We start from the raw sequence: 21,006 nt of genomic DNA, 5'->3' as shown, positions 1-21,006 counted from the left end.
TACCGTCAACAGTACGGCAGAGCTCGTGAGGCGCATACTAACCAGAGCCGCACAGAGCTTCCGTGAGTGAGATCTCACAACATCCTAATATTTATACACTTTGCATATATTCATAGAATTTTTGATGTTTGATCACAGTTCGATTAGCAGATAATCCGGAGATATTACGCCGATGACTGACAAGCCTGTCGCCATTCCTTTGCACACCATGCAGTTTCCCTTGCATGGCGCGCGCTTGATTGAAGCGTCTGCCGGAACGGGCAAAACCTTCACCATCGCGGGCCTCTATTTGCGCTTGCTGCTCGGCCACGGCAGTGACGATACCCGCCACCGCGTGCCGTTAACCGTCGATCAAATTCTGGTGGTGACTTTTACCGAAGCGGCCACGGCCGAACTGCGTGATCGGATCCGCGCGCGCATTCATGCCGCAAGATTGGCGTTTTCCCGTGGGCAAAGTGATGATGCGGTGATCAAGCCGCTGTTGGCCGAGATTGACGATCATCGTCAGGCCGCGCAGATCTTGTTGCAAGCGGAACGGCAAATGGACGAGGCTGCGGTGTATACCATTCACGGTTTTTGTCAGCGCATGTTGTCGCAAAACGCGTTTGAGTCCGGTAGCCGTTTCAACAATGAGTTCGTCACCGATGAAAGTCAGCTCAAAGCGCAGGTGGTCGCCGACTACTGGCGACGCAATTTCTATCCTTTACCGCAGGCTTTGGCCGCGGAAGTGCGCCAATTGTGGAGCTCGCCAGCGGCACTGCTCGCTGAGATTGGCTGCTACTTAACGGGCGCGCCGCTCAAACTGACAGTAGAGCCGATGGCAGGCAGTTTGGCCGAATTGCATCAAGCCAATCTAGAAAAAATTGCCGACTTAAAAGCGCGTTGGCGCGCGGTGCAAGACGACCTCATGCCTTTGATTTCGGCGTCCGATGTCAATAAACGCAGTTACAGCAAAAAGTCGATGCCAGAATGGCTCGCCGCCGTCAATCAGTGGGCGGCTAGTGAAACCAGCAGCTACGATTTTCCGGACAAGTTGGTCAAGTTTTCACAAACCGAACTGACAGAGAAAACGCCGCAGGGCGTGGTGCCCGAGCATGAGATTTTTCTCGCTATTGATGCCTTTCTTGCTCAGCCGATCAGTTTAAAAGCGCCGCTGTTGGCTCATGCGATTGCGCAGTGCCGCACTTGGCTGGCGAAAGCCAAAATGCAGAAGCAGTGGCTCTCTTTTGATGACTTGCTCACCCAGTTATCCGCAGCAATTGATAATGATGAGCAAGATTTGCTCGGCAGCCGAATTCGCATCCTCTATCCGGTGGCGATGATTGACGAATTTCAGGACACCGACCCGCTGCAATACAGCATTTTCAGCCGTATCTATCTCAACCATCCTGAGTGCGGTCTGTTTATGATTGGCGATCCCAAGCAGGCCATTTACGGCTTTCGCGGCGCAGACATCTTCACCTACATCAAAGCGCGTAATCAAGTGAGTGCTCACTATACGCTTGGCACCAACTGGCGATCGAGTGCCGAGATGGTGCAGGCGGTTAATCAGGTGTTCCAACGGCCGGATAGCCCGTTTATCTACGATCAAGACATTCCCTTTCTGCCCGTTAGCGCCAGCCCGGGTGCGGAACATCGCTTTTGGATCATGGGTGGTCAAAAGCAACCTGCGCTCACTTACTGGTTGCAAGAGGCGCAGCAAGGCCCGGTCAGCAAAGGCGAGTACCAGCAAGTGATGGCCGCGTCGAGCGCGAGTCAAATTCAGCACGTGCTCAGCCAGTCGCAACAAGGCCATGCGTGGCTGCTGCGAGGAGAAGAGCGAAAAGCCATTTTGCCGGGCAACATTGCGGTGCTGGTCAGAACCGGGAGTGAAGGACGTTTGATCAAAAAAGCATTGGCAGAGCAGGGCATCGCTAGTGTCTATCTCTCCAATCGTGACAGCGTCTTTCTTAGTCCGGTTGCGCAGGACATCCAGCGTCTTTTGCAAGCGGTGTTAACCCCAGACAACGATCGCGCGCTGCGCGCTTCGCTGGCGTCTGAGCTGTTTGCTTTAGATGCCGCCACGCTTGATGCGCTTAACAATGACGAGCTGGCTTGGGATACGGCGTTGAATGAATTTCGCGAGTACCGTCGCCTGTGGCAGCAGCGTGGCGTGCTGCCTATGCTGCGTTCGGTGATGGCTAAGCGCCACGTCGCAGAGCGCCTACTCGGTGAAGAGAACGGTGAGCGAGTACTGACGGACCTGATGCACATTGGTGAGCTGTTGCAGCAAGCCAGTGGTGAGCTCGACAGTGACCACGGCTTGCTGCGCTGGCTGGCACAGGCGATCAGTGATGCACAAACGGGCATGGGCGGCAGTGACGAGCAGATCCAGCGCTTGGAATCAGAACGGAATTTGGTGCAGATCGTCACCATCCACAAATCGAAAGGGTTGGAATACGATCTGGTGTTTCTGCCGTTTGTTTTTGCTGCCCGAGAGGCGAGTGAAGCGAAATATTACGACGCGCACAGTGACACTACGGTGCTGGATATCACCCGCCACGAAGCGGCGTTAAAGCAGGCAGACAAAGAGCGCTTGGCCGAAGATTTACGCCTGATCTATGTGGCGCTGACCCGCGCCGTGTATGGCTGTTTTATCGGTAGTGCGCCGCTGCGCAATGGCCGCTCAACCAAAGAGCCGACAGGGGTACATCAAAGTGCGATGGGCTACCTGCTGCAAAATGGTCAACAGGGCGGTATTGCCGATCTCACTGCGGCGCTGTTGCAGCAAAAAGCGGCGTTGGCGTGCGTCGACGTTTGCGCGCCGTTGCCGCTGCCGGAGGAAAAATTTCAGCCCAGTGCGCAGCCCGTCGGTGCGCTCGCGGCGCGAGAGCTGCACACGCCGATTGATCGTCTGTGGCGCATGACCAGTTATTCTGCCTTGGTCAAACAAGGATCGCAGCACAGTGATTACGATGTCAGTTTGGAACTCGGCGGCTTTGATATCGACTCGTCGGCGGAGCGAGATGAGAGCGCGGTGCTGGAAGTGGAGAAAAATATTTTTAACTTCCCTCGCGGCGCCCGTCCGGGCACGTTTTTGCATGCCCTGTTTGAAGAGGTGGAGTTTACCGAGCCAGCCACATCAGAGCACAATACCCAAGTCATCTCAGAGCTGATGGCGCAAGAGCAGATTGATAGTGATTGGTTACCCGTACTGCAACGCTTAATTGATACTGTGCTGGAGACGCCGCTGGATGGCAAAACACTGCGCCTTCGAGACAAAGCGCCTAGTCAGCGTTTGGTCGAGATGGAGTTCTTTCTCCCCATCGAAGTGCTGAGCGCCGCCGCGCTCAACCGTGTTTGCCAGCGGCACGATCCGCTCTCTGCCCAAGCTGGCGACCTCGGTTTTCAAACTGTGCAAGGCATGCTCAAAGGCTTTATTGACTTAGTGTTTGAACACAAAGGACGCTATTACGTACTCGACTGGAAATCCAACCACTTAGGCGATGCGACGCACTTTTATCACGGCGAAGCGCTCAAAGGGGCGATGGTCGATCACCGTTATGATTTGCAATACCAGATTTATGCCTTGGCGCTGCACCGCTTTTTACGTAGCCGAGTCGCGGATTACGATTACCAGCGTCACTTTGGCGGCGTCTACTACCTGTTTCTGCGTGGCATGGATGGCGAAAGTGGCAGCGGCATCTTTTCGGCGCGCCCTTCGCTGGCGTTTTTACAACAAATGGATCGTCTGCTGGATGGTCAGGAGCCACAAGAGCCAGCCAGCAGTCTATCCGGTCAGATGGAGTTACTATGAGCGCCCATTCAGCGATGCATTTTTTGTCATTACTTGCCGATCTTGCCAAGCAAGGCAGTCTGCGCCAGCTCGATTACCAGTTCGCCCGTTTGATTGCCTCGCAAAGTGAGGATGAGGCATTGGCGCTGTTAGCGGCACTGGTCAGCACGGAAGTCGGGCGCGGCCACATCTGTCTACCATTAATCGATTCACACGGGCAGGGCCTCGATATCGCGGCGCGCCTTGGTTTATACGCTGAGGCGGCGCAAGCGCTGAATACTGCGGTGTCCTCGATTGATTGGGCAGAAAAGCTCAAAGCATCGCCAATTGTCGGCGAGAGCCATGAAGCTTTGCCGCTGATCTTTGATGGGCAACGACTCTATTTACAGCGCTACTGGCACTATGAAGTGATGGTTGCTGCCAAGCTCAACCAGCTCAGTAGCGCGGTAAGTTTAGACGCCGATGAGATGAAAAAACTGGCCAACTTGCTTGATCACCTGTTTGCGCGTGATTATCGCTTTTTGCTTGAGGCGCTGCTGCGTGGCCGCAACGAAAGCACGGACTCGGCAGGCCTGCGCCAGCAGTTAGTGTGCGATCATCTGGATGTGGTTAATGCAAGTCAGCTTGACTGGGCGGCGATTGAGCGCGTAGTCGTGGCCGCGACTAAGGTCGAGCAGCTCAGCGCCTTGGATAGTTTGGTGCCGCAAAGTGTGTGTCTCAACTGGCAAAAAGTGGCGGCTGCGGTAGCGTTAACGCGCCGCTTTACGGTGATTTCCGGTGGGCCGGGGACGGGCAAAACCACCACAGTGTGTAAACTTTTGGCGGCCTTGATTGAGCAAGCTGGCGATCATGATCTCACCATCAAACTGGTGGCTCCAACCGGAAAAGCCGCCGCGCGCCTGACGGAGTCGATCGGTAAAGCGGTATCGGCTCTGCCTGTGTCCCCTGAGTTGAAAAACAAAATTCCGACCGAATCGTCAACCTTACACCGCTTACTGGGCGCGATTCCCGGCAGCGCCGAATTTCGTCATCACAGTAAAAACCCGCTGCATCTGGACATTTTGGTGATTGATGAAGCGTCCATGGTGGATTTATCCATGATGTACAAAGTGATCGATGCCTTGCCTAAGCAGGCCAGAGTGATTTTGCTTGGCGATAAAGATCAGCTCGCCTCGGTGGAAGCAGGCGCAGTGCTGGGCGACATTTGCTCCTTTTCTCACACCGGTTACCGCCCGGAGCAAGCGAGCGCGTTGGCGCGTTTGACTGGCTTTGCCAGCTTAACTTCGCTGGGCCGAAGCAAAGTGTCGATTGCGGACAGCTTGTGCATGCTGCAAAAAAGCTTTCGCTTTGATGCCCGTTCAGGGATTGGTCAGTTGGCGCGTGCAGTTAACGCGGGGGATGCGCACGCGGTGGATCAAGTCTGGCAGCGAGAGATGAGTGACATTACCCACTGGGATCTCAATGCGCAGAACTACCATCAGATGATCCAAACGCTGGTTAGCGAATATGGCCGCTATCTCGCCCGCCTGCAAGAGACTCAGCTCAGCCCAATGACGGGCGAAAGCGAAAGTAGCGCTGAGAAGGCCAAAGTGGTCTTGGCGCTGTTCAATCAATGCCGCTTATTGTGCGCGCTGCGTGAGGGCGACTTTGGTGTCAGTGGGCTTAACCAACGGATTGAAAAAGCGCTTGCGGCGCGCAAGTTGATCCGCACTCAAGATGAGCTCTGGTACCACGGTCGCCCTGTGATGGTGACGCGCAACGACCATGCGCTGGGCTTGTACAATGGCGATATTGGCATTTGTATGCGTGATGAGAGTGAGGACGAGGTGCGCTTGAAAGTCTTTTTTGAACTGCCTGACGGCAGCATGAAGGCGATCTTACCGAGCCGTGTCCCCGAGCATGAAACAGCCTATGCCATGACCATTCATAAATCGCAGGGTAGTGAATTTGACTTCACACTGATGGTGCTGCCAGCAGAGTTTAGCCCGATCCTGACACGGGAGCTGATTTATACCGGTATTACTCGAGCAAAGAAAAAACTGGCGCTGTATGCCGACGGCCAAGTGCTCAAGCGAGCGATTCGTGTCCGCACTCAGCGGGCGAGTGGCTTGGTGGAGCGCTTACAAGGATAGGCCGTTGTCACCGTGTATCGCACTGATGCAACAAGGCCGGGATAACCCCGGCCTTGTAAAACTGTTTAAGCATGAAACGCTTTGGTAAAAGTGATGCTGCGAATTCGGTATTGCTGTTGGTAGTTCATGATGAACTCTTTTAACGCGGCGTTCACTGGGAAAACACAGTGAACATCCAGACCTTCTAGAAACTGGTTATCTGCCATATCCCAGAAGCTTTGCAACGAATTACAAATAACGGTTTTCATATCAGTGCTCTTTATTGCTTAGCCGTGGCCTACTGACGGCGGTTAAGTAATCAATCGAGCAATCCGTGCAATGGTGTATTTCCTATGTCCTTGGTTCAGGTTGTAATCCTGAATGGCGCGCATTATAAAGTAGTGCGCTGATTAAAAAAAGAACAAAATGTGAGCAAAAATAATGTAAAGCATTGCATATCGGATTTCACGCTTTTGCCAGTAGGAAGCTCTACAAATGCAGCGCTAAGATCTTAGAACGGCGCTGATAGTTGTAGAGATTTTTCTTCGCCATCGGCAGAGAATCCACGCCAATCTCATAAAAACCTTGTTCTCTAAACCAGTGTACACTGTGGGTGGTGAGAACAAAGATCTGCTGAATACCGATTGGTTTCGATTTATGTTTCATATGGTTAAGTAACATCAAGCCACGGTTGCCATCGCGATAATCGGGATGAATCGCCACGCAAGCCATCTCCGCCATCTTCTCTTCGATATAAGGATAAAGTGCCGCGCAGCCGATGATCAGGCCATCTTTCTCGATGATGGTAAAACGTTCCACCTCTTGCTCTAACTGCTCGCGCGAGCGTCTCACCAAGATGCCTTGCTCTTCCAGCGGGCGAATCAGATCCAAAATGCCACCGATATCGTCAATATCTGCCTGACGAACCTGCTCAGAGCTGGCCATGACCACCTGTGTGCCGATGCCGTCAAACGAGAACAGTTCTTGGATCAGCGCACCGTCGATCTTGTAACTGATCAGGTGGCTGCGGGGCACCCCCGCGCGACACGCGGACACTGCTCCTTTGAGAAAGCGCAATGTACCTGAACTAAAATCGCTGCTGAGATCGACATCTTGCGACAGCTTTTTGATCACCGCATCCGCTTCACTTGGGAACAGCTCAGCGACTGCATTGCCGTTCTCATCGATCACCCCTTGCTCGGAGCAAAATCCGATCAGCTTATCGGCATTGAGGCGAATCGCGACCTGAGTGGCGACCTCTTCCGACAGCAAGTTAAAACATTCGCCTGTCACCGAGCTGGCAATCGGACCAAGCAGCACAATCGATCCTTGACTGAGCGAGCCATTAATCGCTTCGGTATCGATACGACGGATACGCCCACTGTGGCAGTAATCGACGCCATCATCCACGCCAAGCGGCTGGGCGATGACAAAGTTGCCACTCACCACATTCAGTTGAGTACCCGCCATGGGCGTGTTGTTAAGGCTCATCGACAGGCTGGCGGTGATCGCCAGTTGCAGTTGTCCTGCTGCCTGCATAACTACCGAAATGGTGTTTTCATCAGTCACACGAATGTTTTTATGATAAGGCGTTTGGCACGCTTGCTTCTCCAGTAAGTGATTGATTTGTGGTCTGGCACCATACACCAGAACAATCTTCACGCCGAGACTGTGCATTAATGCTATATCATTAATTATGTTGCCAAAGTTTTTATCTTCAATCGCTTCCCCACTGAGCAAAATCACCATGGTTTTGCCACGGTGAGCGTTAACATAAGGGGTTGACTGTCTAAAACCTTTTACGAGAGCGGTGCTGCGAATTTTCACAATTGGATTTCCTTGTGATTTTTTATGCACAAATTTTGTCTTTTTATTTTTATTTTAGCAAGGTGTTTTTTTGTTGAGATAGCAACTATTGATCTGCGTGATTGTTCAGCGCGACCAGAGGTGTAATATAGCCGGGTTGTATTAATGAAAGATAGCAAGATGCCACCGACTGTTAAGAAGAATCAAACCGACTTAGATAGCGCAATGGAGATGGATGCGCAAAAGCGTAAGCAGCGCAAAATTGTGGAACGACTCCTGATGGGGATAGCCCTTGTAGGTACGGTGGTGGTGCTGTTTTTGTATGGTGATTTGATTTCGCGCGCGATTAATCCACCGCTGCCGAAAAGCCTGATTTATGGCAAATGGGTGGAACAAGATGTGCCCCATTATGACCGTGAAGTGTTTGAGATCAGCGCGGAAGGGGTGACGTCAAACGGCTCAGTGGTGGCGACCAGTTTCGAGTTCGATGGTAAATACTTTTCCTACCAAACCGGGGGGAAAGAGCGCCGCTTTCGTATTTTAGGTCAGCAGCAATACGTTGAGATGAAGCTGGATTCCAACGATCACTACTTGCCTATCTTCCGCTTAGAAGGGCGGCAAAACCTCTCTTTACGTTAGTTGTCAATCCTATCGGGTCAGATTTGTGTCAGTCTCACCGTCGGTTACGCCTTTATCATTGCGCTTGTGGCGTGAGTTTGCCATCCTTCACTTCACCTTGATTGATGGATGATAACGTGTGCTAAAACCTTCCTTTCCTCTGTTTGCTTCTTTACTTCTATTTGGCTGTGCGCAGCCAACCGATCGGGCTCAGCAGTATCTTGATGGCGAGTTCGTCGATTCGCTCAATAAAGTGGAGCAAGTCAACTCAAGCAAACCGCGCGATTTTACCGAATTTGCCCGCCAGTCTGAGGCGGTAGTAAGCAACTCTCCATCGCTGGCAGCGCTCTACCAACCGCTGTACGAAAAACTCAATGAATGGGTGTTGCAAAGCGGCGAGCCGAGTGAGTTGAGCGCGTTTGGCATTCAAACCGCGCAGCTCGGCGGTGGAGATAAGCAAGGCAATGTATTGTTTACTGGCTATTTTTCTCCGGTGATGGAGCTTCGCCATCTGCCTGATGAGCGTTTTCGCTACCCTGTTTACCGCAAACCGGAGTGTAGTGAAGATTGTCCGACTCGCGCGCAAATTTATGCTGGTGCGCTGCAAGGACAAGGATTGGAGCTTGGTTACGCAGAGAATTTGATCGATCCGTTTATCATGGAAGTGCAAGGCAGCGGCTTTGTTCATTTTGGTGACGACGATACGCTGGAATATTTCGCTTATGCTGGGAAAAACAACAAAGCGTACGTCAGCATCGGTAAGGTGTTGATTGAACGCGGCGAAGTGGCACGAGAAAAAATGTCGCTCAAGGCGATCAAAGATTGGGTACTGCGTAATGATGAAGCCCGTGTGCGAGAACTGCTCGAACAGAACCCTTCTTTTGTCTTTTTTGCGCCGCGCGCCGCAGCGCCTGTGACGGGAACGGCTGGGATCCCTCTGCTGCCGATGGCTTCGGTTGCTGGCGATCGCTCGATTTTCCCGATGGGCACGCCGATTTTGGCTGAAGTACCGCTGCTCAACGCTGATGGCACTTGGAGTGGGGCTCACCAATTGCGCCTGCTGATTGTGCTCGATACGGGCGGGGCGGTGAAACAGAACCACCTTGACCTCTATCATGGTATGGGGCCGCGAGCGGGAACGGAAGCGGGCCACTACAAACATTTTGGCCGAGTATGGAAATTGGGTTTGGAAGGCACGCCGACGCAAGCCCCTTGGGCAATGCCACCGGAAAAGCGACAATAGCTTTTCCTCATCTGGACATTTCCTCTTAGAGTGCGTATAAATCGCACTCTTTGTTTTTCTGGCGAGCTTTGGAACTTAGATTATGCGCGAACTCGATACCCCAGCCTCTGATAGCTACAACCAACGATTTGGTGGCACGCGTCGTTTGTATGGCAACAGTGAAGTAGAGATACTTCGCGCCGCGCACGTGTGCGTGATTGGTATTGGCGGCGTGGGCTCTTGGGCGGTCGAAGCGTTAGTGCGAACGGGGATTGGCGAACTGACGCTGATCGATATGGATGATGTGTGTGTGACCAACATTAACCGCCAAATTCATGCGATGAGCGGTACCATCGGGCAGAGTAAAATCGAAGTGATGGCTGAGCGAGTCAAGCTGATCAACCCGGAGTGCAAAGTGAACCTGATTGACGATTTCATTACGCCCGACAATCAGCACCAGTATCTCAGCAAATCATTCGATTACGTGCTGGATGCGATTGACAGCGTCAAAGCTAAAGCGTCGCTGCTGGCATACTGTCGCAGCAATAAAATCAAAGTGATCACCATTGGCGGTGCGGGTGGACAAGTGGATCCAACCCAAATCCAAGTGGCAGATTTGACCAAGACCATTCAAGATCCTCTGGCGAAAAAGATCAAAGATACTTTGCGTCGCCATCATAACTTCCCGAAAAATCCGGCGCGTAAGTTTGGCATAGACTGCGTGTTCTCCACCGAGCAGTTGAAATATCCGCAAGCGGATGGGTCTGTTTGCGCGGTGAAGTCGAGCGCCGAAGGACCAAAACGGATGGACTGTGCCAGTGGTTTTGGCGCGGCGACGGTGGTCACGGCCTCGTTTGCTTTTGTCGCCGTGGCGCGCATCGTGGAAAAGTTAATCCAAAAGCACAAACAGTAAATATTTGTCTCAACTTCCCTGCAATATTAGGAGCCTCACCATGTCTGATTTTCCCGCTTCCCCTTTTGGTCATGAGATCAACTGTGATGAGATTGTGTCGGTGATGCAAGGTTTCTCTGGTTGGGAAGATCGCTATCGTCAGGTGATTTTGTGGGGCAAACAGCTACCAGTCATGCCTGAAGCGCTAAAATCGGCGCAAATCACGGTGGCCGGCTGCGAAAGCCAAGTTTGGCTCTTGAGTCAGCAGCGGGATGGACGTTGGTACTTCTGCGCCGATTCAGACGCACGCATTGTGCGTGGCTTGATTGCGCTGGTGATGGCCGCTTTTGACGGCAAGAGCGCCGAGCAGATTTTGGCCTTTGATATCGATGATTACTTCGCCAAACTGGGTTTGATTGCTCACCTTAGCCCGTCGCGTGGCAACGGGCTAAAAGCGATTGTGGAGCAGATGAAACAGCAAGTTCAAGCCGACTAGACAACTCGTCCGCAAAAGAGAGACTCGCTACCCAGCACCCAGCACCCAGCACCCAGCACCCAGCCCTTCCACAGGACCATAGGACCGCTCTTAACCGCTTTTCCTAGCACCTAGAACCCAGCACCTAGAACCCTGCCCTTTCACAGGACCATAGGACCATAGGACCATAGGACCATAGGACCATAGGACCATAGGACCATAGGACCATAGGACCATAGGACCATAGGACCATAGGACCGCTGTTAACCGCTCTTCCTAGCACCTAGCACCTAGCACCTAGAACCCTAGCACCTAGAACCCTAGCACCTCTCTTCCTCACAACAACTCGAGTGCTTTTTTCACCGCATTGATGAGACGTTCAACGTCATCCATGGTGTTGTAAATCGCAAACGACACCCGCACAGTGCCCGAGACGCCCAGCGCGTCCATCAAAGGATGGGCGCAGTGGTGGCCTGCACGCACCGCAATGCCTTGCTGGTCGAGCAAAGTGGCGATGTCTTGATGGTGTACGCCGTCGACGACAAAAGTCAGCACCGACGCATTGGCTTGGTAACCGAGCACACGAATATCATCGATGTTGACCAGCGCCTGATACGCTGCGGTTTGCAACTGATGCAAATGCGCTTCGACTTCTTGGCGCTCAAAGCCCTGATACCACTCAATCGCTTTCGCTAGGGCAAGTGCTCCCGCAACGTTGGGCGTGCCTGCCTCAAATTTGCCCGGCAAAGCGGAAAACGTCGTTTTGTCAAACGATACCCTCTCTACCATTTTCCCGCCGCCATGCCAGGGTGGTATCGTTTCCAGCAGGGCGAGCTTGCCATATAACACGCCAATACCTGCGGGTGCGTAAAGTTTATGCCCTGAAAAAACGTAAAAGTCGGCGTTTAACTCCGCGACCTTCACAGGTTCGTGCACGATGCCTTGCGCACCGTCGACCACCACAATGGCCCCCACTTGGTGGGCAAGTGTAATGATCGCTTCAATCGGTTGACGGCTGGCGGTGACGTTAGTGATTTGCGCCACGGCAACAATTTTACATCGGTTGCTTAAACGCTGCGAAAAGGCCGCCATGTCCCATTGGCAATCTTGAGTCATGGGGATTTTCACCACTTTTGCCCCCGTTTGCTCGGCGACCATTTGCCATGGAACGATATTGGCGTGATGCTCCATCTCACCAACCAAAATCTCATCACCGGGCTGCAAAGTGCTGCGCGCATAGGTCTGGGCGATCAAATTGAGCGCTTCGGTGGCGCCGCGTGTCCAGATGATCTCTTGGTCACTTTGCGCGCCGATAAACTGCGCGATGCTATGCCTTGCCTGCTCAAACTGACTGGTGGCTTCGGCGGTTAAACTGTGGCTACCGCGATGCACATTGGCATTGTGTCGGCTGTAGTAGTGGCTGATGGCATCAATCACGCATTGGGGTTTTTGCGTCGTGGCCGCGCTGTCCAGATAGACCAGCGGTGACCCATGGACGCTTTGTTGCAGCGCGGGAAATTGCGCGCGTACCAAATCGACGTCAAACATCACTCTTCACCCAGCTTGTGGTAGTTCAGCACTGGAACCGTCACCATCGGCTCAGCGACTTGGCGAGCATGCTGTTTGCCGGAAAGCAGAATGATGATTTCCATAGCAAATTCCAACGCAGTCCCGGGCCCTTGGCTGGTGAGCAGATTGTGGTTGATATCGTAAGTCACCCGTTTGGCGCGCCAGTTATCTTGTGGGATGTGCGTGCGAAAATTGGGGTGACAGGTCATGAGCGCCTTGGGGTAGAGGTTGTGGTGTTGCAATACCAGTGCTGGCGCGGCGCAGATTGCCGCCAGCAGTTTGCCTTCGTACATATGCTGTTTGATCATCTCTAGCAACAGTGGGCTGTCGCGAAACGCCTCAGCACCCGCAACGCCGCCAGAAAGGATAATTACGTCAAAGGGTTCATCGGCGACGTCGATCAAAAGGCACTGAGCCCCCAAAATCACGCCGCGCGACGCCGTGATCGTGAGGTTGCCCTCAAAGTCGGCGCTGGCGACCGTCACCTCATACCCGGCGCGCACCATCATATCAATGGCGGTAACCGCTTCCATCTCTTCGGTTCCCGGTGCAATCGGCACCAAAATTCGTTTTGTCATGATGTTGTCCAGCTCTGTTCTATCTGTTTGATTTGTTCAAACAGTTTTTGATTGTGAGGAGTCTTGATGTGATGTTTGGCAGCGCAGCGCAGTAAGTAACCGTTAATAAAGTCAATTTCGCTTTTGCGTTGGTAATAGATGTCTTGCTGCATGGAGGAGTAATTTTCGGCGGTTGCCTCAACTACCTGCATGACGCTGCGCAGCAGATGCGAGTGATCGCTCGCTATTCCTTCCCGTTGCATCACGGAAACAAGCTCTGCGCTGATTTCACTCAGCATAGGCGCAAAACGAGCGTCTGCCAGTTGACCGTTTTTGCATTGATGAATGGCGGTGAGCGGGTTGATGGTGCAATTGATCGCCAGTTTGGTCCACAGGGCGTGCTCAATCTGCTCATTCCAGTGCACAGCGGGCAGGGCGTGGTCAAACACGTCAGCGAGAAAAGCGCACTGCTTACCAAGCGCATTCACTCCGCCAAGTTGGGTAGTGCCTATGCCAGTGTGCAAAACCTGCTGGCGCGAAGGCTTGTAAGCCCCATGTGTGGTGGTGGCGACGACCAGAGGATTACCCGGCAGCAAAGCCGTTACCTGTTCAGCCGTGCCCATGCCGTTATGCATTAGCACAATGATGCTGTCGCTTGACAGTGAATCGACCAGCGGTGCCAAAGCCTCTGCAACCTGCCAAGCTTTAACGGTGACAAGCAACAGATCCGCATGCTTTATCTCTTGCGGCGACTGATTAATAAAAGAGTATAAGGGGCCTTGTTCCAACTGCAATGAGAGTGTCGGAGCATTCTCTCTTGCCCACAGTGCCACTTGGTGGCCAGCTTGCTGTAATTTGAGCGCCCAAAGTGAGCCAACCGCGCCCGGGCCTAAAATGACAATGTTCACCAAATCATCTTCATCAAAAAGGATTTGCTGCAAGGATAATGAGGGAATTGGCGAAAGCAAATAAAAATGGCGCTCGAAAGCGCCATTTTTGCATTACAACTCAGTTCAATTAGAACTTGTAAGTGACTGCAACGTAGTGACCTACACCAGACGATTCTGGTTTGTGACCCCAAGCTAGAGCTTCGCCATCTGCGAAACCGTACACATCTTTGTATGCTTTTAGGCCGTAACCTACTGCAAAGCGGTCTGAGTGCCAGTAGATACCGTTAAACATCGCGCCGCCACTGCTAGCAGTAGTGTCGAATTTGCTATCAATCTTGTCATCGTCCATTGCAAATTGCCAATCAATGTAGCCTTGGTAAGAGATAAATGAACCGTTTTCAAAGAAGTAGAAAGGTTTAAACCAGTTGGTAGACAACTGGAAACCGTTCCAGTCTTTCTTATTACCATCGTAGAATGCGTAAAGGTTTAGACCGATTTTACCCAGCCAAGGCACATTCACATCAGAACCTAGACCGATTTTTTGGTTGTTTACAACAGAGCTACCACCCCACTCGATTAGAGATGCAACGTACAGTTCTTGTACTGGACCGAAAGAGAGATCTTTGCCCGTCACCGCATCAAGAGACATACGCGGTGCGAACTTCATAAAGATTTTTTCTGCGCCAGCTTTATCACTACCAGGATCTGAAGCTAGGTTAAACACATCTACGTAACCGTATAGGTCGAAAATACCAGAGCGGCCGCCAAATTCCATTTCTAGGTAATCATGAGAAGATTCAGAATAACCTTTCTCGTCGAATGCACCCATTAGGTTGAATTGCATCCACTTGTAATCGTTCTTGTGAACGTCGCCAGAGTAGTCAGCAGCCATAACTGGAGCAGCGGTGGCTGCTAGCAGACCAAGAGTCAATAGTGTTTTACGCATAGGGGAACTCTCTATATTTGTAACGGTGTTAAGACACACTGTTCGTGTGCTTGTGTTCTATGATTTGCGCGCATCATAGCGATTTAAATCGCAAATAAAAGTGATGTGAGTGCAATTTTTCTTCAATTTGGGTGATCACGATCTCCTTTTGAAACGAAAGTTGGGAACTTTTATAAAACTATCAATCTGGATGCAGGCGAGGATTTGTTGAAAGCGAGAGAGAGGCAGGGTTGTTAATAAATTGCCTTCATTGTGATCTAGGTAAAGGTTTGCGCGTAGAAAGCTGCAGAAGTTTTAAGCGGGGTGACTATGACGCAACTAATGCTTTTTCCTCTCAGCTCAACCGTGTTGCCTAGCGGAAAAATGAAATTGAGGATTTTTGAGCCAAGATACCAACGCATGGTGAAAACCTGCTGTGAGCACAATTTGACCTTTGGCATGTGTTTGGTGGATAGGAGTGCAGGGCGCAGTACCTTATCCCAATGTGGTACGGAGGTGAAAATCATCGATTTTGATGTCTTGCCTGATGGCCTGTTGGGGATTACCGTGCAGGGGGTGCAACGCTTTACTATCGAGCAAATTGCGCTCGAACAGGATGGTTTGCGTTTGGCGACCGTGCAACCTCTGTCACCTTGGCCGCAAGCCGATCTGCCAGAGCAAGAGAGCTACCTTGGCAAACAGCTTGACCAAGTCTATGCGCAATTTCCTCAGTTAGCTGATCTGTACCCGCAAAGGCTCTACGCTGATGCGAACTGGGTGACTCAGCGTTGGCTGGAAATTTTACCGCTCAGCGTGCAACAATTTGAACAATTTGCCGGGCATCCTGATTGCTCTAGTGGGCTAAACTTTCTCAGCCAAGTAGTGGAGAATGACAATGCACGCTACCAGCACTAAGCAAAGCGTCTATTTAAGCGTTAAGCGAGAAAAATTTGTGTGATGAGACTGATCCACACGGTGAACAATAACGTACAACCACCAAAGCGAGCATAACGCCTTCAGAAGGACTGGCTATGTTGAATGAAAATCCTCAAGCGATGACCCGGCAAGATTGGTCGGCGTGCATGGAAAGAGTGAAAGAGAAAGATCGGCAGGCATTTGCTGTGATTTTCAACTTTTACGCGCCCAAATTACGTCATTTCGCTTACAAGCATGTGGGTAATGAGCAAGTTGCTTTGGAGTTAGTCCAAGATACCATGATGACGGTGTGGCACAAGGCACACCTGTTTGATGGCAGCAAAAGTGCGCTTTCTACTTGGGTTTACACCATTGCTCGCAATCTCTGTTTTGATTTGTTGCGCAAACAGAAAGGCCGAGATTTACACATCCATGCCGACGATATTTGGCCGAGTGACTACTACCCACTCGACTTAGTGGATTGCTACAGCCCAGAACAAGATCTACTCAAAGAGCAGGTGTTGAAGTTTCTTCAGTGTCTACCCAAGGCACAACGAGAAGTGATGCAGGCGGTGTACATCGAGGATTTACCACAACAGCAAGTGGCAGAGATGTTCGATATTCCTCTGGGGACGGTTAAGTCACGTTTAAGACTTGCGGTAGAGAAGTTAAGACACAGTATGCAGGCGGATAAGTTATGAGTTTTCACCCCGACATTACCATGTTGCAGGCGTATGCCTGTGGAGAAGTTGACGCGGTCACAGGGTTGATGGTCGCTACCCATTTGGAAACCTGTCCTGAGTGTCAGAACGCCGTGGCGCACATGGAAGGCGCGCAGGCACAAACTATGTTTGAACCAAACTCGGAACCGCTGGCTGAGATCGATTTTAGCCACATGCTAGCGCAAGTCATGGACAGCCAGATCCGCTCCGATGCGCGCGAAGTCTATGATCGCCGTTTTGTTACGGTGAAAAACCGTCGTTTCATGTTGCCCCAAACGCTGAGCCGCTACGCCGACTTGGTGGCAGAGTGGCGCAGCTACGGTGGCAAAGTCTACAGTGCACCAATTGACTTTGGCGAAGAGGCGAGAGTCAATCTGATGTATATATCCGAAGGAGTGCAAATTCCGCAGCACACACACAAAGGCTTGGAAGCAACTTTAGTGCTGCACGGCAGTTTTGGTGATGAAGATGGTGAGTACCAAGCGGGAGATTTCTTACTGCGTGATGCTTCGGTTAAGCACAGCCCAAGAACCAAAGCAGATACCGATTGCTTGTGTTTGACGGTGCTTACCGAGCCAATGGTGTTTACCCAAGGCGTGGCGCGCATCTTTAATATGTTCGGACGTGGTATGTACCCTTAAAAAGCACAAGGCTTGCAAATTCTGCAAGCCTTTCTCTTATCCTGTTTGTCGTTTATATCTATCTCTGTTATTGCTCTTTTTGCTATTGCGCCTTTAACTCACTATCCGTTTTTGCGTCTACTTGGTCGTTTTGTGCTGCTTTCTTTAACACATCGCTAAAGTAGTGCCGCAGCGAGTAGAGCATTAACAAACTCGGGATCACCATAATGGCCGTAGCGATAAAGAACATCGACCAATTGTCCAGATAATCCACCAGTTCGCCACTGAACGATGCCAGCGTCGTGCGGCCAAAGTTACCCAGTGATGCCAATAGCGCGTACTGAGAAGCGGAAAAAGCTTGGCCAGTGACCACGGTGAGGAAAGAGACAAAGGCGACGGTTGAAAAGGCAGATGTAAAGTTATCGACCACGAGAGTGGCTAAAAATAGCGGCTCATTTGGTCCGACTTGCGCAATCCAAGCAAACATCAAATTACTTGCGGCCATCGCCGTGCCGCCTATCATCAGCCCTTTGACGATGCCAAAGCGAACATTCACCATACTGCCAATTAAGGTGAAAAACATGGTGATTCCCCAACCGAGCAGTTTGGAGTAGTAGCCGATTTGTTCATTGCTAAAACCAATTTCCTTGTAAAAGGTGATCGACATGCGGCCAAGAAAAGCTTCGCCAATTTTGAACAGGAAAACGAACAAAAGCAGTGTGATGGCGACGCGCGTACCGTTGCGTTTAAAAAAGTCGATAAAGGGTTCCAGTACCGTCACACTCAGCCAAGCGACCCATTTCGAGCCGACGACATCACCATGGCGCTTTTGCGCGGCGGCTTGCAGTTCGTCGCGGTGGGTAACAGGTTCACCCACGAGCAAGGTAAACAGCATGAGTAAAGCGACAATGGCCGCCATGCCGTAGTAAACGCCGTTCCAGCCTATGGTGTCTGCGTTCACAAAAGCCAAGTAGCCCGGCAGTGAATACCCCGTCCACCAACCGATCACCGCCATGGCAGACGCTTGTGGCAACTTAGAGGTGTTGGACTTGGGAAAGGTATCGATACGAAAGGCGTCAATCGCGACATCTTGCGTGGCGGAGGCGATGGCAATCGCCAGCGCTAATGCGGACGTTAAAGCGAGATTGTCGGCCGGATTGACCCCAGCAATCAGCAAAGTTGCCAGCAAAACAAAAATCTGACAAAGGAAAATCCAGCTGCGTCTTTGGCCCAAACGTGCGTGCAACAGCGGAATTTTGACCCGGTCCACCAGCGGCGCCCAGAGAAAGTTGATCGCATAGACGGCAAACACACTGCCGAAATAGCCGATTGCAGCTCGAGTGAGCCCAGCATCTTTCAACCAGCCAGACATGTTTGATCCAATCAGAACCCAAGGAAAGCCGCTCGAACATCCGAGCATAAATACCCACAGCAAACGTCTATCTAGGTAGCTTTGTAAGGTCTCGCGCCAAGAAATGGCAGGGGAAGAAGACATAACCTATCCCGGAAAAATAGAACGCGCCCCTTTTTATCAAGGGGCGGGTCATTATGGAAGTAAAGTGGCTTTGGTGATGACAATCGGCACGACCGGAATGTCGCTCATCCGACCTTGGCTCTTGGTTGGATTAGTGGCCATCTCTTGCACCACGCTAAAGCCGTCGGTCACCTTGCCAAACACCGCATAACCCGGAGGCTGCACATCGTAGTTGAGAAAATCATTGTCATTGAGATTAATGAAAAACTGCCGTGTGGCTGAATGTGGGTCTTGAGTGCGTGCCATGGCAATGGTCGCTGTGTCGTTTTTTAAGCCGTTATTGGCTTCGTTTTTAATTGCATCGTAGGTCGGCAAGCGATTCATCTTTTCATCAAAACCACCACCTTGTGCCATAAAACCAGGAATAACGCGGTGGAACTGTGAACCGACGTAGCTGCCATCATTCACATACTTAAGAAAATTGGCGACGGTGTTTGGTGCTTTTTCTTCATCCAACTCAATGGTGATCGTGCCGAGCGTCGTTTCAAACGCCACTTTAGGGCCTGCGTATGCTAGAGAGCTGAGCAAAGCCATCGTCGTGATTATGGCTTTCATGGTCGGTTTAAGCATTAGAAACGTTCCTTCATGTATGATTGCAGTTCTTGATCATTGGCAATTTCAGCCATGACCAAATTGAGCACGTCATTGAGCACCATTTCGATCTCTTCGTCCGAAGCGCTCAAAGAGCCAGTGCGCTGCGCGGTGCCGTTGTAGGTTTTTTCCAACTTACCACGCGGTGTCTCTGCGGTAACCACCAACACCACTTTGGCGTCAATCTCATTTTGCATCACGCTGTGGCGCACATTGACCAGAGCTTCACGTATCTCTAAGTTGATCAAGTTACTGCTGTTGAGATCCACTTTATAGCCTTGTGAGGAGAATTGCTGCTCGAGCAGGCTTTCCAGTAGAATGCGCATATTCTGTTTGGCATGCAGTGGCAGAATATTGGAGCGCCCACTATCGAGCAGGGCAACGTATTGTGCGGCGCGCAGATCTTTACTTGTTAGACTGTAAGTTTTGCCTTGTACAAGTGGATTGGTGCTTAAGGTCGCTTGCGGGTTCAGATTGAGTTGTTCCTGCTGAGGAGTCGAACAGGCCGCAAGCAGGGCGATAGAAGCAGCGATAACCAGTTTTCTCATGGTGTATTCCTTTGTTAGCAACGATGGCTTATAACCTAACATTAAAATCAAGAATGGAGCGGATTAAAACTAGCAGCTTATTTAGTTGCCTGTAAAATCACAAACTTACTATTTGAAGCGACGAGCTTTACATTCTTCTCACCGTAAAGGCGTCTTAGTTTGGCATCGTACCCTAAATGGCGATTGCCGATCACCAAAAGTTTCCCCTCTTTTACCAGCACCCGTTTTGCATCACAAAACATCTGCCAAGCAATATGGTCAGTGACGGTTTGTTGCTGATGAAATGGCGGGTTACACAAGATCAGAGCAGCGCTTTGCGGCGAAAATCCTTCCAAGCAGTTGTTGGCAATAAATTCCACTTCGGCCGTGTGCTCCGCATTGTGTTCAATGTTGAGTTTTGCACTGGCCAACGCCATAAAACTTTCATCCACCAAGGTGATTTTTGCCTGTGGGTTGAGCCGCGCGGCTTTGACCGACAACACCCCGTTACCGCAGCCTAAATCAATGATGTGTGTGAGTTTTTCATCGCTTGGAATATGCTCTAACATAAAGCGAGCGCCTAAGTCTAAGCTTTCACCCGAATAGACATTTGGCAGATTTTGCAGCGTCATTTGATGCTCTGGCACATCCCAACTGACGAGCGCAGCTGGTGTGTCTGGCTGCAAACTGTTGGCGTGACAAAAGACAAGGCGATGTTTTTTCCACGCCAGTGATGTCGTAGTCGTACCGAGATATTTCTCAAACAGATTCAGCGTGGAAGTGTGAATGTCTCTGGCCTTGTTGACTGCAATCACTGGCACATTACTCGGGAGGGCTTGGCGAAGTTGGCTTAGTTGCCATACCAGATGGCGATTGCTTTTTGGCAATTGCATCACAACGACATGGGTGTCATTGGGTATGGCGTCCATCGATGTCAGGATGGTGACATTATGACATTGATTCTCTAGCAAATTGTTCCGTGTACCTTGATGAGAAATATAGGAATCGCTCATCAAAGTCACTTTATGCTTGGCCGAGAGCCAGCAGGAAAGCGCTCCAAAATGGTCGTTCAACACCAGAATGTTCTGCCCCGGATTTAAGTCGAGCGCTTCGACATGATTGATCAGATACTCATCTCCGGCGTCCCACGCTTGCAGTGTTTCATTGGTTAATTTTGGATATCTGAAGAGAGTGAGGTTTCTGTCGTGAAGAGAAAGATCGGTTTTCATAAAATGGTGCGTGTCATATTGAGTTCTA

The 21,006-nt window shown here is 51.1% G+C and carries 19 protein-coding genes; 9 read left to right on the top strand and 10 right to left on the bottom strand.

The features are described 5' to 3' along the window. The first annotated feature begins 172 nt into the window (after positions 1-172). Both recB and recD read left to right on the top strand, forming a co-directional pair. Entirely contained in the window at positions 173-3,796 is a 3,624-nt protein-coding gene (gene recB / locus I3X05_RS13020; protein WP_337970779.1) for an exodeoxyribonuclease V subunit beta, read from the top strand. Then, entirely contained in the window at positions 3,793-5,907 is a 2,115-nt protein-coding gene (recD, locus tag I3X05_RS13015) for an exodeoxyribonuclease V subunit alpha (RefSeq protein ID WP_337970778.1), read from the top strand. Before recB ends, recD begins: the two co-directional genes overlap by 4 nt. Before the next feature lie 65 nt (positions 5,908-5,972). Here recD and I3X05_RS13010 read toward each other — a convergent pair whose 3' ends face one another. Together I3X05_RS13010 and argA are read right to left on the bottom strand one after the other, a co-directional pair. Further along, the gene (locus tag I3X05_RS13010) at positions 5,973-6,155 is read right to left on the bottom strand and encodes a hypothetical protein (protein WP_039430341.1); all 183 of its coding nucleotides are present in this window, start codon (positions 6,153-6,155) and stop codon (positions 5,973-5,975) included. 220 nt (positions 6,156-6,375) lie between these two features. Beyond that, on the bottom strand, positions 6,376-7,713 hold the full coding sequence (argA, locus tag I3X05_RS13005; protein WP_045571102.1) for an amino-acid N-acetyltransferase: 1,338 nt from the start codon (positions 7,711-7,713) through the stop codon (positions 6,376-6,378). A 144-nt stretch (positions 7,714-7,857) separates the two neighbouring features. Here argA and I3X05_RS13000 point away from each other — a divergent pair, with 144 nt between their 5' ends. The 4 genes from I3X05_RS13000 (at position 7,858) to csdE (ending at position 10,920) form a co-directional block, all read left to right on the top strand. Then, a complete protein-coding gene (locus I3X05_RS13000; protein ID WP_045571101.1) occupies positions 7,858-8,331 on the top strand; it encodes a DUF2850 domain-containing protein in 474 nt (157 codons plus the stop codon). Positions 8,332-8,449: 118 nt separating this feature from the next. After that, positions 8,450-9,553 carry a murein transglycosylase A gene (gene mltA, locus I3X05_RS12995; RefSeq protein ID WP_045571100.1) on the top strand — a complete coding sequence of 368 codons (1,104 nt, stop codon included), beginning with the start codon at positions 8,450-8,452 and terminating at the stop codon, positions 9,551-9,553. Positions 9,554-9,635: 82 nt separating this feature from the next. After that, positions 9,636-10,445, top strand: a complete 810-nt coding sequence (gene tcdA / locus I3X05_RS12990; protein WP_193157518.1) for a tRNA cyclic N6-threonylcarbamoyladenosine(37) synthase TcdA — start codon at positions 9,636-9,638, stop codon at positions 10,443-10,445. Between the two features lie 40 nt (positions 10,446-10,485). Continuing rightward, entirely contained in the window at positions 10,486-10,920 is a 435-nt protein-coding gene (gene csdE / locus I3X05_RS12985) for a cysteine desulfurase sulfur acceptor subunit CsdE (protein ID WP_337970777.1), read from the top strand. 315 nt (positions 10,921-11,235) lie between these two features. On the opposite strand, the gene csdA is transcribed toward csdE, so the two are convergent. The 4 genes from csdA to I3X05_RS12965 all read right to left on the bottom strand — a co-directional run bounded on the left by csdA (position 11,236) and on the right by I3X05_RS12965 (position 14,861). Then, the gene (gene csdA, locus I3X05_RS12980; RefSeq protein ID WP_045571098.1) at positions 11,236-12,447 is read right to left on the bottom strand and encodes a cysteine desulfurase CsdA; all 1,212 of its coding nucleotides are present in this window, start codon (positions 12,445-12,447) and stop codon (positions 11,236-11,238) included. Then, positions 12,447-13,046: a DJ-1 family glyoxalase III gene (locus I3X05_RS12975; RefSeq protein ID WP_045571097.1), complete on the bottom strand. Its 600-nt coding sequence runs from the start codon at positions 13,044-13,046 to the stop codon at positions 12,447-12,449. The genes csdA and I3X05_RS12975 overlap by 1 nt, the downstream gene beginning before the upstream one ends. Next, the gene (gene panE / locus I3X05_RS12970; protein WP_082069720.1) at positions 13,043-13,933 is read right to left on the bottom strand and encodes a 2-dehydropantoate 2-reductase; all 891 of its coding nucleotides are present in this window, start codon (positions 13,931-13,933) and stop codon (positions 13,043-13,045) included. Before panE ends, I3X05_RS12975 begins: the two co-directional genes overlap by 4 nt. Positions 13,934-14,042: 109 nt before the next feature. After that, the gene (locus I3X05_RS12965; protein ID WP_045571096.1) at positions 14,043-14,861 is read right to left on the bottom strand and encodes an outer membrane protein OmpK; all 819 of its coding nucleotides are present in this window, start codon (positions 14,859-14,861) and stop codon (positions 14,043-14,045) included. Positions 14,862-15,170: 309 nt separating this feature from the next. Here I3X05_RS12965 and I3X05_RS12960 point away from each other — a divergent pair, with 309 nt between their 5' ends. The 3 genes from I3X05_RS12960 (at position 15,171) to I3X05_RS12950 (ending at position 17,118) form a co-directional block, all read left to right on the top strand. Further along, positions 15,171-15,755, top strand: a complete 585-nt coding sequence (locus I3X05_RS12960) for an LON peptidase substrate-binding domain-containing protein (RefSeq protein WP_045571095.1) — start codon at positions 15,171-15,173, stop codon at positions 15,753-15,755. Between the two features lie 116 nt (positions 15,756-15,871). Further along, on the top strand, positions 15,872-16,456 hold the full coding sequence (locus I3X05_RS12955; RefSeq protein WP_045571094.1) for an RNA polymerase sigma factor: 585 nt from the start codon (positions 15,872-15,874) through the stop codon (positions 16,454-16,456). Then, entirely contained in the window at positions 16,453-17,118 is a 666-nt protein-coding gene (locus I3X05_RS12950; protein ID WP_045571093.1) for a ChrR family anti-sigma-E factor, read from the top strand. The genes I3X05_RS12955 and I3X05_RS12950 overlap by 4 nt, the downstream gene beginning before the upstream one ends. A gap of 82 nt (positions 17,119-17,200) precedes the next feature. On the opposite strand, the gene I3X05_RS12945 is transcribed toward I3X05_RS12950, so the two are convergent. From I3X05_RS12945 to I3X05_RS12930, 4 genes are all read right to left on the bottom strand, one after another. Continuing rightward, on the bottom strand, positions 17,201-18,592 hold the full coding sequence (locus tag I3X05_RS12945; RefSeq protein WP_045571092.1) for an AmpG family muropeptide MFS transporter: 1,392 nt from the start codon (positions 18,590-18,592) through the stop codon (positions 17,201-17,203). Positions 18,593-18,643: 51 nt separating this feature from the next. Continuing rightward, complete coding sequence (locus I3X05_RS12940) at positions 18,644-19,201, bottom strand: peptidylprolyl isomerase (protein ID WP_337970776.1); 558 nt, start codon at positions 19,199-19,201, stop codon at positions 18,644-18,646. Then, on the bottom strand, positions 19,201-19,770 hold the full coding sequence (locus I3X05_RS12935) for a YajG family lipoprotein (RefSeq protein WP_337970775.1): 570 nt from the start codon (positions 19,768-19,770) through the stop codon (positions 19,201-19,203). The genes I3X05_RS12940 and I3X05_RS12935 overlap by 1 nt, the downstream gene beginning before the upstream one ends. Positions 19,771-19,847: 77 nt before the next feature. Then, on the bottom strand, positions 19,848-20,978 hold the full coding sequence (locus tag I3X05_RS12930; protein WP_045571089.1) for a methyltransferase: 1,131 nt from the start codon (positions 20,976-20,978) through the stop codon (positions 19,848-19,850). Positions 20,979-21,006: the final 28 nt, after the last annotated feature.

The organism is Vibrio navarrensis (assembly GCF_015767675.1).
Taxonomy (GTDB): Bacteria; Pseudomonadota; Gammaproteobacteria; order Enterobacterales; family Vibrionaceae; genus Vibrio.
The sequence above is the reverse complement of the archived record's forward strand: the minus strand, read 5'-3'. Positions and strand labels throughout refer to the sequence as shown.

What these genes read in the sequence shown, in the direction of transcription:
- recB (WP_337970779.1), top strand. Translation starts at nt 173, where the DNA reads ATGACTGACAAGCCTGTCGCCATTCCTTTGCACACCATGCAGTTTCCC.
- recD (WP_337970778.1), top strand. Translation starts at nt 3,793, where the DNA reads ATGAGCGCCCATTCAGCGATGCATTTTTTGTCATTACTTGCCGATCTT.
- I3X05_RS13010 (WP_039430341.1), bottom strand. Translation starts at nt 6,155, where the DNA reads ATGAAAACCGTTATTTGTAATTCGTTGCAAAGCTTCTGGGATATGGCA.
- I3X05_RS13000 (WP_045571101.1), top strand. Translation starts at nt 7,858, where the DNA reads ATGAAAGATAGCAAGATGCCACCGACTGTTAAGAAGAATCAAACCGAC.
- tcdA (WP_193157518.1), top strand. Translation starts at nt 9,636, where the DNA reads ATGCGCGAACTCGATACCCCAGCCTCTGATAGCTACAACCAACGATTT.
- csdE (WP_337970777.1), top strand. Translation starts at nt 10,486, where the DNA reads ATGTCTGATTTTCCCGCTTCCCCTTTTGGTCATGAGATCAACTGTGAT.
- csdA (WP_045571098.1), bottom strand. Translation starts at nt 12,447, where the DNA reads ATGTTTGACGTCGATTTGGTACGCGCGCAATTTCCCGCGCTGCAACAA.
- I3X05_RS12975 (WP_045571097.1), bottom strand. Translation starts at nt 13,046, where the DNA reads ATGACAAAACGAATTTTGGTGCCGATTGCACCGGGAACCGAAGAGATG.
- I3X05_RS12965 (WP_045571096.1), bottom strand. Translation starts at nt 14,861, where the DNA reads ATGCGTAAAACACTATTGACTCTTGGTCTGCTAGCAGCCACCGCTGCT.
- I3X05_RS12960 (WP_045571095.1), top strand. Translation starts at nt 15,171, where the DNA reads ATGACGCAACTAATGCTTTTTCCTCTCAGCTCAACCGTGTTGCCTAGC.
- I3X05_RS12955 (WP_045571094.1), top strand. Translation starts at nt 15,872, where the DNA reads ATGTTGAATGAAAATCCTCAAGCGATGACCCGGCAAGATTGGTCGGCG.
- I3X05_RS12950 (WP_045571093.1), top strand. Translation starts at nt 16,453, where the DNA reads ATGAGTTTTCACCCCGACATTACCATGTTGCAGGCGTATGCCTGTGGA.
- I3X05_RS12945 (WP_045571092.1), bottom strand. Translation starts at nt 18,592, where the DNA reads ATGTCTTCTTCCCCTGCCATTTCTTGGCGCGAGACCTTACAAAGCTAC.
- I3X05_RS12940 (WP_337970776.1), bottom strand. Translation starts at nt 19,201, where the DNA reads ATGCTTAAACCGACCATGAAAGCCATAATCACGACGATGGCTTTGCTC.
- I3X05_RS12935 (WP_337970775.1), bottom strand. Translation starts at nt 19,770, where the DNA reads ATGAGAAAACTGGTTATCGCTGCTTCTATCGCCCTGCTTGCGGCCTGT.
- I3X05_RS12930 (WP_045571089.1), bottom strand. Translation starts at nt 20,978, where the DNA reads ATGAAAACCGATCTTTCTCTTCACGACAGAAACCTCACTCTCTTCAGA.